This is a genomic window from Caulobacter sp. GW821-FHT10A10, from assembly GCF_059415745.1.
This window is the reverse complement of sequence record NZ_JBWKNV010000008.1, coordinates 29528-45071: the sequence shown is the minus strand read 5'-3', so window position 1 is coordinate 45071 and position 15544 is coordinate 29528. Positions and strand designations below refer to the sequence as shown.

Annotated in this window: 4 protein-coding genes; 3 read left to right on the top strand and 1 reads right to left on the bottom strand. The window is 74.8% G+C overall.

The window, feature by feature from the left end:
- Positions 1-164: 164 nt before the first annotated feature.
- On the bottom strand, positions 165-12443 hold the full coding sequence (locus AC07NS_RS20970) for a hypothetical protein (protein ID WP_494606378.1): 12279 nt from the start codon (positions 12441-12443) through the stop codon (positions 165-167).
- Between the two features lie 275 nt (positions 12444-12718).
- Between AC07NS_RS20970 and AC07NS_RS20965 the strand changes: the two genes are divergently transcribed.
- From AC07NS_RS20965 to AC07NS_RS20955, 3 genes are all read left to right on the top strand, one after another.
- Positions 12719-13066: a hypothetical protein gene (locus AC07NS_RS20965; protein ID WP_494606376.1), complete on the top strand. Its 348-nt coding sequence runs from the start codon at positions 12719-12721 to the stop codon at positions 13064-13066.
- Positions 13067-13130: 64 nt separating this feature from the next.
- Positions 13131-14381, top strand: a complete 1251-nt coding sequence (locus AC07NS_RS20960) for a TolC family protein (RefSeq protein ID WP_494606374.1) — start codon at positions 13131-13133, stop codon at positions 14379-14381.
- Positions 14382-14383: 2 nt separating this feature from the next.
- On the top strand, positions 14384-15544 hold the full coding sequence (locus AC07NS_RS20955) for an efflux RND transporter periplasmic adaptor subunit (protein WP_494606372.1): 1161 nt from the start codon (positions 14384-14386) through the stop codon (positions 15542-15544).

The window sequence follows — 15544 nt, the reverse complement described above, 5'->3', positions numbered from 1 at the left end:
ACCTTCGACGGCCTTCCCCTACCCCGCTCTTCCCCGCGAAGGCGGGGATCCAAGCTGACGTCCGAGATGGGGCGCCGCCATGGATCACCCACAGCCTCGGCTTGGATCCCCGCCTGCGCGGGGATGCTCGGAGAAAGGACCGAAGGAAGGGGTCGCCCCCTCCCCTAGAACCGCACCCGCACGTTCAGGCCGGCGGCCTGGTTGCTGGTGCGGTCGCCGAACTCGGTGGTGTAGTTGAACTTCACCGAGACGCGGTCGTCGCCGATCACGTGCAGGTCGACGCCCGCGCGCCAGCCCGACTTGTCGAGCGCGGTGCGGATGTCGGCCGGATCCGACGACGGGTTGGAGCCGATCAGCTGGAACGGCATCTCGATCCGGTCGGTCGAGTTGAAGAGACCGCCGACCGTGAACGACACCGCCGCCTCGCTCTTGGCCGTCTCTTTCAGCACGAAACCCAGGGTGACCTCGGGATTGGCCGTGCCGATGACCTGGGTGTGCGAGAGGCCCCGCGCGCCCATGCCGTCGAGCCCGCGCTCCTCGAAGCGCTGCTGGTGCAGGCCGGTGGCCCAGACGTTCAGCGCCGGGCGCACGAACAGGCGGCCGTTCTCCATCACGTAGGCGAAGCGGGCGTCGGCGCGGACATAGCCGCTTTCCGGATCCGATTCCGCGCGGCCGATGGTGAAGATGTCGACCAGACGAGCCGTCTCCATCCACTGCCAGCCGCCCGACAGCGAGAAAGCCATCTCGGCCGCGCCGGTGCGGCGCTTGAAGCCGGCCCCGGCGCTGAGGCCCTGGCCCTGCGACCACGACCGCACGCCGTCGACCTTGACGCGATCGAGGCGCTCGAGCCCCGCGGCCGCCGCGAACGACCAGCCGCCGTCCAGCGACTGCTCGAACCCGCCGCGCAGGCGCCCGCCCTCGGCCTTGACGCCCAGGGTGTCGAAGTCGCTCTCGCCGTCGGCCGTGGCCCGCTCGATCGTCGCCCAGGAGCACTTGCCGTCGACCTGAAGGGTCGGGTTGGCGCAGCCGAACAGCTGGGCCGAGAAGGCGTTGGACGAGGCCAGCTGGCTGCGCAGCGGGGCCAGGTGCGGCTCGGGGTTCAGGTTCTGGAAGATCCGCGTGTAGGTGGCTTCCTGGCCGGCCTGGAGATTGCCGATCAGGGCCATCAGGCGGCCGATGCCGCCGGAGTCGCCCACGGCGATCGCCGAGTTCATGTGCCGGCCCAGGGCGCGGCCGTTCACATTGAGGAAGCCCTGGTCGAAGTGGGTGTCGAAGGCCAGTTGCACCGCGCCGGACGTCGTCTGGATGCGGTAGTCCATGGCCAGGGTGTCGGCGATCTTCAGCCCGTTGTCGGTGACCGAGCCGCCGGCCGCGAACAGGGTGACGGGCTTGGAATCCTGCAGCCAGGTGAGGATCACGTCGCCCGTGCCGGCCACCACCACGTCGCCGGTGGCGTTGACGCGGTCCGAAGCGTAGGGGCCGAAGGCGACGTCGAAGGCCAGGTGGCCGGTCGAGGTCTGCACATAGTGGCCGTCCAGCGCCACGGTGTTGATCACCCGCGCCCCATAGTAGGGGTTGGTCGCGGGCGTGCCGATGGCGTCGAGATTGGCGAAGGTCGCCCCGGCCGCGAGATCGATCGGCGTGCGCGTGGCCGACAGCCCCATCAGGAACTCGCCGGCGTTGGTGAAGGTGGCCGCGCCGCCGGGCACGGCCTGGGCCGAGATACCCTGCGTCGACAGGCCGGAGGTCGAGACCGCCGAGACCGAGAGCGGGCCGGTTCCGGCCGGATCGCGCAGGTCGATGGTCTTGAAGGCCATGAAGGTCGCGGCCGCCTTGTTGTCGAAGGCGTTGACGCCCTCGCCCAGGTCGATGTCGCCGATGACCACGCCGCGGTTGTCGATGCGCTCGTCGCCGATACCGCCGACGATCGCCTTGCCCGACACGGCCGAGACCAGGCCGGTGTTGGCCAGGGTGTTGGCCGCGCCGCCGCTGAACTGGACGCCGGCGCCGGTTCCCGAGCCGCCGCGCACGAAGTTGGTGGTCGAGACGGCGATGTCGCCCGCCCCGTCCTCGCCCAGGCTCTGGGCGAAGACGGCGGTGGAGCCGGCGCCGGTCGCCAGCACCTGACCGGCCAGGACGAGGTCGATCGCCCCGCCCTCGCCCGCGCCGCCGGCCGAACCGGCGAACTTGCCGTCGACCCAGCCGCCGCCGCCGCCCAGGCTCTGGGCCACGACGCCGTAGGACCCCGCGCCCTCGGCGACGATGTCGCCGGCCTGGCTGAAGTCGATGTCGCCGCCGTCGCCGACGCCGCCGTCGTTGAGGGTCACGGTCGCGCTCGAAGGCCCGCCGAACACCGCGCCGCCGCCGCCGCCGACCGACTGCAGGAAGACGCCGTGCGAGCCGTCGCCTGCCGTATAGACGGTTCCGGTGTTGACCAGGGCCACGTCGCCGCCGTCGCCGGCCGCGCCGCTGGCGCCGCCCAGGGTCACGCCCAGGCTGGAGACGCCCGAGAGGTGGACCTCGCCGCCGCCCGCGCCGATCGACTGGACCAGCAGGCCGGTCGCGTGGTCGCCGAGGGTGGCGACACCGCCGGTGAAGGCGGCCTGGACCGCCCCGCCGCCGAGGCCCGAACCGCCGGTCGCCCCGAGGCTGGCCGTGGCCGAGGCGCCCGCGCCCTGGACGGTGAAGCCGGTCGAACCGCCGCCGCCGCCCACGCTTTGCAGGATGGCGCCAAAGGCGTTGTCGGCCGTGGTGACGACCGCGCCGCCCTGGGTGCGGCTGACGTCACCGCCGGCCGCGCCGGTCTGGTTCTCGCCGCCCAGGGTCAGGTTCGTCAGGCCCAGCAGCGCGCCGGTGGGAACCGTGACGTCGCCCGTGGCGCGACCGCCGCCGCCGCCGATCGACTGGACCAGCACGGCCGGCGTGTTGGCGCCGGTGGTGAGGATCTGGCCGGTGTGCGTGCTGTCGATCGCGCCGCCGCCGACGTTCGATCCGCCTGAGCCGCCGAGGCCCAGCTGAACCTGCGTGCCGACCGGGGCGTCGACGTTCACCTCGTCAAGTTCGGCCGCCAGCAGCAGGTTCAGGTCGATCGTGCCGCCGCCGCCGCCGATAGACTGGGCGAACGAGCCGACGCCGTTGTCGCCCGCCGCGCCGAAGGTGCCGGTGGAGTTGACGGTGACCTTGCCGCCGGCCGCGCCGGAGGTGTTCTCGGCCCCGGCCTTGGCGACGACCATCGGATCGACGCGGCCGGTGGAGCCGTCGGGCTTGAGATAGGGCTGGCCCGGCAGGCCGACGATCCCCGAGAAGTCGAGGGTCAGGGTCCCGCCGCCGCCGTTGATGCTCTCGGCCTTGATGGCCATGGCGCCGTCGCCGAGCACGGTGATGTCGCCCGAGTGGTTGACGGTGACGTCGCCGCCCTGCCCGCCCGAGCCGCCGCCGACCGCGCCGACGACAGCCGCCAGGGCGTTGGAGATGATCAGGCTCTTGGCCTCGCCGGTCAGGCTGAAGCCCATCTGGGCGTCGCCGCCGCCGCCGCCGATGCTCTGGGCGACGATGCCGTGGGCGCGCGCGCCGGTGGTCAGGATCCGGCCGCTGTTGTCGACGGTCACCGAACCGCCGTCGCCGCCGTCGCCGCCCAGGCCGCCCAGCGAGATGAGCGGCGAGTTGGCCGTGGCCCCGATCAGCAGGTTGGCCGCGATGACAAGGCCGCCGTTGCCGCCGCCGCCGCCGATCGACTGGGCCAACACGCCGTAGGCGTCCGCGCCGGTGGTCTGGATCAGGCCGGCGTTGTCGACCTTGACGGTCCCGGCCGAATTGCCCGTGCCGCCGATGCCGCCGATGTTGAGGCCGACCGAGGCGCTGTTCTCGGCGCTCTTCAGGGCCGTCAGCGACAGGATGGTCGAGCCGTTGCCGCCGCCGCCGCCCAGGCTCTGGGCGAAGACGCCGTAGGCGCGGTCGCCGGAGGTGGCGATCGTGCCGGAATCCTCGATTCCGGCCACGGCGCGGTTGGTCACCGTGACGTCGCCGCCCGTGCCGCCATCGCCGCCGGAACCGCCGATGTTGAGCACGTAGCGGTGGCTCTGCTTGTCGGCGCCGGTGTAGCCGCCGACCACGTCGATCACGAGCCCGCCGTCGCCGCCGCCGCCGCCGATGCTGTTGGCGCTGATCCCGGCCGCACCGCGGCCCTCGGTGACGATCAGGCCCTCGTTGAGCACCTGAACCACGCCGCCGGCCCCGCCGGTTCCGCCCGAGCCGCCGATGTTGAGGTCGAAGGAGTCGTTGCTGTTGGTCCCTTGGGCGCGGACCTGGAGGACCGCGCCGCCGATGCCGCCGCCGCCGCCGATCGACTGGGCGCGGACGCCGAACGAGGCCTCGCCCTGGGTGTAGATCACCCCGGTGTTGGTGACATCGACAAGGCCGCCGACCGCGCCATCGCCGCCGGTCCCGCCGACGCTGACCGTGGCGGTGCGGGTGGTCGTGCCCGAGGGCGCGCCGCCGACCTGGAAGGCGATGGTGCGGGCCATGCCGCCCAGGCCGCCGCCGCCGCCGATCGCCTGCGCCAGGATCCCGTCGGAGCGTGCGCCTTCGGTGACGATGGTCGCGGCGTTGTCGACCTCGACCGAGCCGGAGATCGCGCCGACGCCGCCGGCGCCGCCGACAGCCACCGCCGCGGCCGCCGAGGAGCGGACGATGGTGTTGGACGCGCCGCCGCCGACGCCGCCGCCACCGCCCAGGCTCTGGGCGAAGACGCCGCGGGAGTCGTCGCCGCGGGTGGTCAGGTCGCCCTCGGCCTTGACCGTGACGTCGCCGCCTTCCGCGCCGAGGCCGCCATCGAGGCCGACGCTGAGCGAACCGCCGAAGGACTCGGCGTTGTCGCCCTGGCCGCGCGTGCCGGTGATGCTGACGGTGGTGGCGCTAGAGGCGCCGCCGCCGCCGCCCACCGACTGGGCGAAGATCGCCGAGGACTCGTTCCCCGTCGTGTCGATCGTCCCCTTCGAGGTGACGTCGACCTTGCCGCCGACGCCGCCCGAGCCGCCCAGGCGGCCGATGGTGATGTTGATCTCGTTGCGGTTCAGCGGACCCATTGCCATGTCGAGGCCGGTGTTGCCGCCGCCGCCGCCGATCGACTGGGCGCGCAGGCCCACCGAGTCGTCGCCCAGGGTGACGATCGTGCCGACATGGTCGACCGAGACGTCGCCGCCGTCGCCGGCCGCGCCGGTGGCGCCGCCGATGGCCATGTTCAGGGCGTTGGCGTCCTTGAGCACGCCCGCGCCGATGTTGAAATTGCCCGAACCGCCGCCGCCGCCGACACTCTGCGCCATCAGGCCGTCGCTGTGCGCGCCGTCGGTGACGATATTGCCGTTGTGGGTGACGTCGACCGTGTCGCCCGAGCCCGCGCCGGCCCCGTCGCCGCCGATGGTGATGATCGCCGCGATCGGGTTCTCGGCCTTGTTGGCCACGGTGGCGGCGATGGTGAAGTTCATCCCCGCCGTGCCGCCGCCGCCGCCGATGCTCTGGGCGATCAGGCCGTCGGAATCGTCGCCGAAGGTGCGGATCAGGTGCGGATCGGCCGAACCGTCATCGGCGTAGCCGCGCACGACCGTGACCGAACCGGCGTTACCGCCCGAACCGCCCGAACCGCCGACGCCGACCGCGATCGGGTTGCCGAAGGGAGCGATCGCGCCGGTGGCGCTGATGCCGCCCACGCCGCCGCCGCCGCCGATCGACTGCACCAGCACGCCCTTGGCGCCGCCGGTGAACTCCACCGCCTCCAGCCGATCCTCGCCGGCCGCCGGATTGGCCTTGAGCTGGGCGTTGATGATGACGTCGCCGAGGCTGGTCAGCGAGACGTCGCCGGCGTCGGCGCCGGTGCCGCCCTGGCCGCCGATGCCGACCGCGACCGAGTAGCCGTTGGCGCTGGACGTCGAGGCGCCCAGATTGACGTCGGCCGCGACGTTGAGGCCGCCCGAGCCGCCGCCGCCGGCGACGCTCTGCACCAGGATGCCGATGGCGTCGACGCCCTCGACCCAGACCTGGCCGTCCTGGGCGACGGTGACGTCGCCGCTGGCGTTGCCCGCGCCGCCCGAACCACCCAGGCCGAACACGACCGAGGGCTCCGTGCCCGAGGTGTCGGCGCTGATCCCGCCCGAGATGTTGATGCCGCCCGCGCCGCCGCCGCCGCCGATCGACTGGACCATCAGGCCGCGCGACCGATCGCCGGCCGCGAACAGGTTGGCCGTGACGTCGGCCGTGACGTCCTTGCCCAAACCGCCGTCGCCGCCGAAGCCGCCGATGCCGACGGTCAGCTGGCCGTCGAGCGAGACGCCGCCGGAGACGTTGATCGCGCCCGCGCCGCCGCCGCCGCCGATCGACTGGGCGACCGCGGCGTAGCGGTCGTCGCCCACGGCGGTGACCTGCACGTAGTCGGCGGTCGGACCGGCGATGGTCAGATCGACCTTGCCGGCGTCGCCGCCCGCGCCGCCGAAGCCGCCAATGCCCAGCGAGATGGCGCGGCTGGAGGTCGAGGAGCCCGGCGAGGTCAGGGACAGCTGGCCGGTGACATTGAGCCCGCCCGAGCCGCCGCCGCCGCCCACGCTCTGGGCCACGACGCCGTTGGAGCCGTTCAGCCGCGTGCGGTCGGCGGGAATGGTCCAGTTCATGCCCAGCAGCGGGATCGGGATGGTGATCTCGGGCGTCGTGACGTCGGACTCCAGGCCCTGGGCCCAGACGTTGCCGGTGACGCTGGCGGTCACGTCGCCGGCGTCGCCGCCGTCGCCGCCGAAGCCGCCCAGGCCGAAGCCGAAGCTGCCGGCGCTACCCTTGGTGGTCGCCGACAGGCCGCCGGAAACGTTGATCCCGCCCTGGCCGCCGCCGCCGGCGACGCTCTGGGCGATAACGCCGTCGGAATTGGCGCCGTCGGTGATGGTGTCGCCGACCCGGGTCAGGGTCACCGCGCCGGAATCGCCGCCCGAGCCGCCGAAGCCGCCGATGCCGACCGAAGCCGTCCCGGCCGTGCCGGCGCTGACCGCGACCGCGCCCGAGACGTTGAGCCCGCCCGAACCGCCGCCGCCGCCGATCGACTGGGCGACGACGCCGTCGGCCTCGTCGCCCGAGGTCTGGTAGCGGCCGGTGACCGCGCCGGTGACCGCCTGGGCGTCGCCGCCGCCGCCGCCGAAGCCGCCGAGGCCCAAGCCGATGGAGACCGCCGCGCTGTTGCTGGCCGACAGGGCGACCGAGCCGGTGACGTTCATGCCGCCGTTGCCGCCGCCGCCGCCCAGGCTCTGCAGCATGGCGCCGAAGGAATTGTCGCCGACCGTGGTGACGTCGCCGGTCAGCACGCCGTCGACCGTGCTGGCGTTGCCGCCCCCGCCGCCGAAGCCGCCGAGGCCGAAGCCGATCGCGCCGTTCGTGCCGGCCGAGGCGCTGACGGTTCCGGTGATGTTGAAGCCGCCCGAACCGCCCGAGCCGCCGACGCTCTGCAGCAGCGCGCCGTGCGCGTCGGCGCCCTTGGTGCTGATGTCACCGATCAGAGTGGCGTTCACCAGGCCGGCGTCGCCGCCGTCGCCGCCGAAGCCGCCGACCCCGACGCCCAGGGTGCCGGTTCCGCCGCCGCTGGCGGCCAGGCTGACGCCGCCGGTGATGTTGAAGCCGCCCGAGCCGCCGCCGCCGCCCAGGCTCTGGTAGCTGGCCCCGAAGGCGCGATCGCCCTCGGTGGAGATGTCGCCCGTGACGCCGCCTGTGACGGCGCCGGCGTCGCCGCCCGCCCCGCCATAACCGCCCACGCCGACCAGAATGTTGCCGGCCACGCTCTTGGAGGCCGAGATCCCGCCGGTGATGTTGAAGCCGCCGCTGCCGCCGCCGCCGCCCACGCTCTGCACCAGCACGGCCGAGGCGTCGGCGCCCTTGGTGCCGACGTCGCCGGTGACCTTGCCCAGCACCGACGAGGCGTTGCCGCCGTCGCCGCCGCCGCCGCCCACGCCGACGCCGATGTTGCCCGCGCCGCTCTTGGCGGCCGACAGTCCGCCAGCGATCGTGAAGCCGCCGCTGCCGCCGCCGCCGCCCACGCTCTGGGCGACGATGGCGCGCGCGCCCTCGCCTTCGGTCACCGCCGCGATCAGGTCGCCCAGCGGATCGGCCACGCTTTCGTTGACGCGCAGTTCGACCACGCCGGCGTCGCCGCCGCCGCCGCCCGCGCCACCCACGGCCACGCTGATCGTGCCCGCGCCGTTGCCCGACAGCGCGATCCCCGCGCCGATGGCCAGGCCGCCCGAACCGCCGCCGCCGCCCACGCTCTGGGCGATGATCGCGTCGCTGCGCGCGCCCTTCGTGCCGGTCGCGCCGGTGACGTCGAGCGTCACCTTGGCGGCGTCGCCGCCGTCGCCGCCGGCCCCGCCGATACCGACGCTAACCGCTCCGGCCACCGAACCGGCGCCGCCGATCGAGCCGGAGACGTTGAAGCCGCCGCTGCCGCCGCCGCCGCCGATGCTCTGGGCCACGATCCCGTCGGAGTCGGCTTTCTCGGTCAGGACGTCGCCGGTCATGGTCGCCACGACGAGACCGCCAGCGCCGCCGCCGCCGCCCGCGCCGCCGACCCCGACCGAAACGCCGCCGCCCACGGTCTGGGCGAAGCCCATCGAGCCGGAGACGTTGAAGCCGCCAGAACCGCCGCCGCCGCCGACGCTCTGCACCAGCAGGCCGCCGGACTGCTCACCCTTGGTCCAGATGTCGCCGACCACCGTGCCGGTCGCCGCGCCGGCGTCGCCGCCGCCGCCGCCCGAACCGCCGACGCCCACCGCGACGCCCACGCCGACAGTGCCGCCGCCGCCGATCGAGCCGTTGACGTTGAAGCCGCCGCTGCCGCCGCCGCCGCCGACGCTCTGGACGATGACCGCCGTCGAGCGGTCGCCCTCGGTCGTCACGTCGTCGCCGATGCGGCCGGTGGCCGAGCCGCCGACGCCGCCGTCGCCGCCCGAGCCGCCGACGCCCGCCGAGGCGCCGACCCCGGCCGTACCCGCCACGGCGATCGCACCCGAGACGTTGAAGCCGCCGCCCCCGCCGCCGCCGCCGACCGACTGGATCAGCGCGCCGATGGCGTCGTCGCCCTCGGTGGCGATCGTGCCGTCGAAGTCGACGTCGACCGTGCCGCCGTCGCCGCCCTTGCCGCCGGCCCCGCCGACGCCCACGGCCGCCGAAGCCGAGGCCGCGCCCGCCGCCGCGCCCGCGAAGGCGACCGTGAAGCCGCCATTGCCGCCGCCGCCGCCGACCGACTGGGCCACCAGGCCCGTCGAGAAGTCGCCTTCGGTGACGATCGCGCCGCCGGAGTCGATGTCCACCGTGCCGCCCAGGCCGCCGTCGCCGCCCTTGCCGCCCAGCGCCACCGAGAAGGCGGCCGCGGCCGTCTCGCCGGCCGCGAACGAGAACGACAGAGCGAAACCGCCCGAGCCGCCGCCGCCGCCCACCGACTGGGCGAACAGGCCTTCGGAGTAGTTGCCCGTGGTCAGGATGCGTACGGCGCCGTCGATGTCGACCAGGCCGCCGTCGCCGCCGGCCCCGCCCTTGCCGCCGACCGCCGCGCTGGCCCCGACGCCGTAGCCGGCCGAGACCTGGGCCGCGAAGCCGCCCGAGCCGCCGCCGCCGCCCACGCTCTGGGCGAAGATGCCGCGCGAGCGCTCGCCGCCGGTGACGATCAGCGGATCGACATAGGCGGTGGAGCCGCCGGTGGTGATCGCGCTCTGGGTCAGGTCGATGTCGACCGTGCCGCCGTCGCCGCCGACCGAGCCCTCGCCGCCGATGGCCACGCCCGCGAAGGCGCTGATCGAGACGCTGGAGCCGCCGTTGCCGCCGCCGCCGCCGACCGACTGGGCGAAGATGCCATGGGAATCGTTGCCGCCGGTGAAGATTTCGCCGCTATGGGCCACCGTGACCTTGCCCGACGCGCCGCCGGTGCTGCCGCCGCCGCCGATGGTCAGGAAGACGCCGCCGGTGCTGCCGCCGTCGCCGCCGCCGCCGCCCACGCTCTGGGCCTGGATGCCGCTGGAGAGCGCGCCGCCGGTGGTGATCGACCCGGTGTTGGTGACGGTGACGTCGCCGCCGGCGCTTGCCGCGCCGCCGGTGCCGCCCAGGGTGGCCAGACCCCCGCCGTCGCCGCCCGTGCCGCCGCCCCCGCCCACCGACTGGGCGAAGATCCCGCGCGCCTTGTCGCCCTTGGTCTCGACCTCGCCGCCGTTGGTGACGCCGACCGTTCCGCCGGCCCCGCCGCCGCCGGCCGTGCCGCCCAGGGCCACGACGCCGCCGGAGCTGGAGCCCGAACCGCCGCCGCCGCCCACCGACTGGGCGAAGATGGCGTCCGAGCCGTCCTTGGTGGTCTTGACCGAGCCGTTCGCGCCGGTGGTCACCGTGACCGAGCCGCCCGCGCCGCCGGCCGCGCCCTCGCCGCCGAGGGCGACCAGGCCGCCCGTGCCGGAGGCCGCGCCGCCGCCGCCGCCCACGCTCTGGGCGAAGACGCCGCGCGCATCGAGGCCGTCGGTGGTCACGTCGCCGTCGCTGGAGACCTCGACCGTTCCGCCCTTGCCGCCGGAGCTGCTCTTGCCGCCCAGGGCGACCACGCCGCCGGCCACGCCGGCGCTGCCGCCGCCGCCGCCGACCGACTGGGCGACGATGGCGTGCGAGCCCGCGCCGGTCGTGCCGACAATCGCGCCGGTTCCGACCGTGATCTTGGCCAGACCCGCGTCGCCGCCCGTGCCGCCGTCGGAGCCCAGCGAGACCACGCCGATGCCCAGGCCGCCCGAGCCGCCGCCGCCGCCCACCGACTGGGCGAACAGGGCGTAGGCGCCGTCGCCGCTGGTGGTGGTGCTGGAGCCCGCCGAGGCGGTGATGGTCGCCGAGCCGCCCTTGCCGCCGGCCGCGCCGCTGTCGCCGAAGGTCACCAGGCCGATGGAGTCGCCCGCGCTGCCGCCCGAACCGCCGATCGACTGGGCCAGCACGCCGTGGGCGTTGCGGCCGGCGGTGTGGACGATCCCGCCCTGGGTCACCGAGACCGCGCCGCCGTCGCCGCCGAACGAGCCGCCGCCGCCGTCGCCGACGATGCCGTAGCTGTCGCCGCCATTGCCGGCCGCGCCGCCCAGGCTCTGGGCGAGAATGCCGATCGCGCCTTCCTTGGTGGTCGAGATCGTCCCGGTGCTGGTCACCGTGACCGAACCGCCCTGGCCGGGCGAACCGCCCGAGCCGCCACCGCTGAAGATGTAGCCCGTGCCGCCGTCGCCGCCGACGCCGCTGCGGCTCTGGGCGAATATGCCGTGCGACTCCACGCCGTCGGTGGTGATGTCGACGCTGGCGTCGAGTGTGATGTTCCCGCCGGCCCCGGCCTTGCCGCCGGGGGCCCCGTCCATGTTCCCGTAGGCGTCGCCGCCCTGGCCGCCGTCGCCGCCGACGCTGGAGATGACGATGCCCGGCAGCTTGTCGGACACCACCTCGATATCGCCGTTGTTGACCGTGGTGATGGTGTGACCGAACGAGGGACCGTCGCCGCCATTGTCGCCCGAGGTCGGGTTGTAGCCGATGGTGGCGCAGCCGATCAGCGGGATGCAGATCTCCAGGCCGCCGCCGTCGTCGCCATTGTCGCCGTTGGATCCATGGCGGGCGTCGGCGAAGGTGTGGATGTCGCCCGAGGCCGTGGGGAACGAATAGCTGCCCGCACCGGCGCCGGCCGAGCCGGCCGGCGGGGCGCCGGTGACGATGTCGCCCGACTTGTCGGTGACCACGGCCTGCGACTGGGTGGTGCTGGTCCCGACTTCCTTGACCGTGACGCTGATCACCCGGTTGTCGGCGTTCTTGGTGACCGCCGTGACCTCGTAGGACTTGCCGGTCTTGGTGTTGGTGTAGGTGTCGCCGACCGTGGTGGCCAGGAAGATGATGTTGCCGCTGGCGGTGCGGACGGCGGCCGGAGCGATGACCTCGACCACCTGCTCGTTGCTTCCGGTCACCGGGTTCAGCACGGCGTCGCCGACGGCGTAGACCGGCAGGGCGCCCATCAGGGCGACGGCGGCGACCGACGAGCCGGCCAGGTGCGCGCCCAGGCCCGCGCTCTCGTGCGCGGCGGCGGCCAGCGGGGCCGACAGCACCGCGCCGGCGGTGACGATCATGGCCAGGCGCCGCAGGCGCTTGGCGAAGCGCGAGCCGGCGGTGGAGGTCGCGACGGCGACTTCGGGCGCGGTCGGGTCGTCCTTGGCCTGCGAAAGGCGTTCGGCCAGGCGACCGAGGGCGGCCTTCAGGGCGTGGGCGTCGGGATCGCCGCGCAGCGACAGCGTCTGGACGAGACCCAACACCTGGCCGGCGGCAGCGGCCGCTTCGGAGCGGGACAGGCCCTCGGTTTCGATGGCGTGGATCAGCTGATCGACGAGGACGGCCGCCTGGGCCAGCCGGGAAACGGGTTGCTTCTTGGCCACGATCTGAATCCCCCACGGCGCAGTTCGGTGACTGAATGGTGATATTTGAAATCCCAAGCCAGCGCTTTCTCGTCGCGGTTGACAAAAAACGTAACCAAAACCGCGCGTTCGTCGGGTGGTCGACGAAGGGCCAAGCGGTCTAAGGAAAGGGTTGGAGCGTGATCCTGGTCGGCGCGCGGCCGGCCCAATATGAGTAGGCTGGCGTCGGAGCTGTCCCGGTCGACGTGATCTTGTAACGCGTTCACGCCCGCGCCCGGCTCGGCTATAGGGCGAGCATGGGTGCAGGGCTCACAGCATGGCGCAGGTTCGGGGCGGTGTTCGCCGCCCTGGTGCTGGCCGTGCTCGCGCTGGGTCCGAGCCTGGAGACCGCGCTCTGCGCCGACGAAGCCCCCGCCGAAGCGGCCGCTTTTCTGCTCGCGAGCGATACCGGCCACGCCGACGACCATGGACGGCTCGACGGCTGCGTGCATGGCCACTGCCATCACGGCGCGCCCTATGCGCCGGAGCCGGCCACCTCGGCCGCGCCCTCGCTGGCCTACGCCGCCGCGCGCCTGACGCCTGACCGGGACGCAGCCCCGCCGGCCGACCGGCAGTTCGACCTGATGCGACCGCCCAGGGCCTGACCTCGCCCGCGCCGACGCGCGCCCGAGAACCGTCAGACCCTTAGGACCTCCCAAGAGGAAATCCATGTCGCCTTCCCTGCGCAGGCCGCTGTCCGCGGTCCTGCTCGGCGCGGCCGTGTACGCGGCCGTCCCACTCGCTGCCGGGTCCGCCTCGGCCGAACCCGCACCGCCCTACGCCGCCCTGCTGGCCCAGGCCCGCAACGCCTCCCCTCGCCTCGCCGCCGCGCAAGCCGGCGCCGATCAGGCTCGGGGCTTGGCGCTACAGGCCGCCGTCCGGCCCAATCCCGTGCTCGGCCTGGAGGTCGAGAACCTGGCGGGGTCGGGTCCCTATGGCGGGATGGATCTCGCCGAGACCACGGCCTCGCTGTCCCAGACCCTGGAGCTGGGCGGCAAGCGCGCCGCGCGGATGGCCGCCGGCCAGGCCGACGTCCGCGCCGCCGAGGCCCGAGCGAGCGCCGAACGCTCCGACTTCGCCGCCGACCTCGCCCTGGCCTATGCCGAAGCGGAAGCCGCCCTGGCCCGGGTCGTCCAGGCCGAGGAGCAGCGGCTGGCCGCCGAAACCGACGCCCGCGCGGTCGCCGAACTGGTGGCGGCCGGACGCGAGGCCCAGCTGCGCGGCTTGCAGGCCCAGGCAGAACAGGCCGCCGCCCGCGCCGAGGGCGACGAAGCCCAGGCGAGCGCCGACGCCGCCTTCGCCAAGCTCTCGGCCCTGGCCGGCGTTTCGGTCGTCTATGACGCGGTCGGCGAAAGCCTGCTGGCGCGGCCGACGCGCTTGGACGCCGCCGAAGTCGAGACCCCGGCCCTGGCCGTGGCCCGGGCCGAGCGCGACGCGGCCGACGCCCGACGCGCCGTGCAGCGGGGCCTGTCGGTTCCGGACGTGACCGTCTCGGCCGGCCTGCGCCGGCTGGCGGGCGACGACGCCACGGCCCTGGTGGCCGGGATCTCGCTGCCCCTGCCGCTGTTCGACCGCAACCGCGGCGCCCGGGCCGCCGCCGAGGCCGAGCTGACCGCCAGCCAGGCGAGGCTTCGCCAGGCGCAGTTCGACGCCGCCGCCGACCTGCGCGCGGCCCGCGCCCAGGCCCGCGCCGCCGACGGTCGCGCGGAGGCCGCCGGTGCGTCCGAGACCGCGGCCGCCGAAGCCTATCGCCTGGCCCGTATCGGCTACGAGGCCGGCCGCCTGCCGCTGCTGGAGCTGTCCTCGGCCCGGCGCGTCCTGGCCGCCGCCCGCATCCGCACCCTCGACGCCCGCCTGGCCAAGGCCCGGGCCGAGATCGACATCGCCCGCCTGACGGGCCGCGCTCCGTTCGGAGGCTGACCATGAAATTCGACGCACGCATCCTGACCACCACGGCCGCCGTGGTCGTCGCCCTCGGCGCCGGCTACGGCCTGGCCCGCCTGGGCGACCGCCCCGCCGCCCAAGCCGAAGGCTCGGCGGAAACCAAAGAGACCCACGACGAGGCCGAAGAAGGCTTCGTGGCCCTGACCGGCGAGGCTGCTCGAGCGGCCGGCGTCGCGGTCGTCACAGCCGCCCCGTCGGGCGTCGGCGACCTGCGGCTGACCGGCCGGGTGGTCGCCGCCCCCGGCGGCCGCGCCGCCGTCGCGGCCCCGGTCAGCGGCTCGGTCGAGCGGGTGCTGACCGCGCCCGGTCTGACCATTGCCGCCGGCGCGCCGCTGGCGAGCATCCGCAGCGCAGAAGCCGCCGCCTTCGCCGCCGAGACCCGCGCCGCCGCCGCCGAGGCCCAGGCCGCCCGCGCCGCCCTGGCCCGCGAGGAGCGCCTGTTCGCGGCCGGCGTCACCGCCCGCCAGGAGGTCGAGGCCGCGCGAGCCTCCGCCGCCCGCGCCGAGGCCCAGGCCGTCGCCGCTCGCGCCCGCAGCGCCGCCTCGGGCGGTCCGGGCGCTTCGGGCCTGGTGACGATCCGCAGTCCGATCGCCGGCGTGGTGCTGGCCCTGCCGGTCGCGCAGGGCGGCTTCGTCGCCCAAGGCGGAGCGGTGGCCGAGGTCGCCGATCCCGGCCAGGTCGAGGCGGTGTTCAACGCGCCCGCGGAGGCGCTGGGCGCCCTGAAGGTCGGAACGCCGCTGCGGATCCTCGGCCCTGACGGGACCGAGACCGAGGCCGTGATCGTCGGCGTCGCGCCGATGGCCCAGGACGCCACCGGCGCGGCCGTGATCCGCGCCCGGCCGCGCGGCGGCCGGCTGGCGGCGGGCGCGGCGGTCAGCGCCGCCTTCGCCACTGGAAGCGGCGGCGGAGGCCAGCCGGCCGTGCCGTCGGAGGCCGTCCAGACCCTGGAAGGCGCGCCGATGGTGTTCGTCGCCGAGGCCAAGGGCTTCCGCGCCCGGCCGGTGACCGTGGGCAAGTCGGGCGCGGGCCTGACCCAGATCCTGTCGGGCCTGAAGGCCGGGGAGCGGGTCGCCGGCCGCGGGGCCTTCGTGCTGAAGGCCGAACTGGCCAAGGGCGAAGCCGGGCATGGGGACCACTGA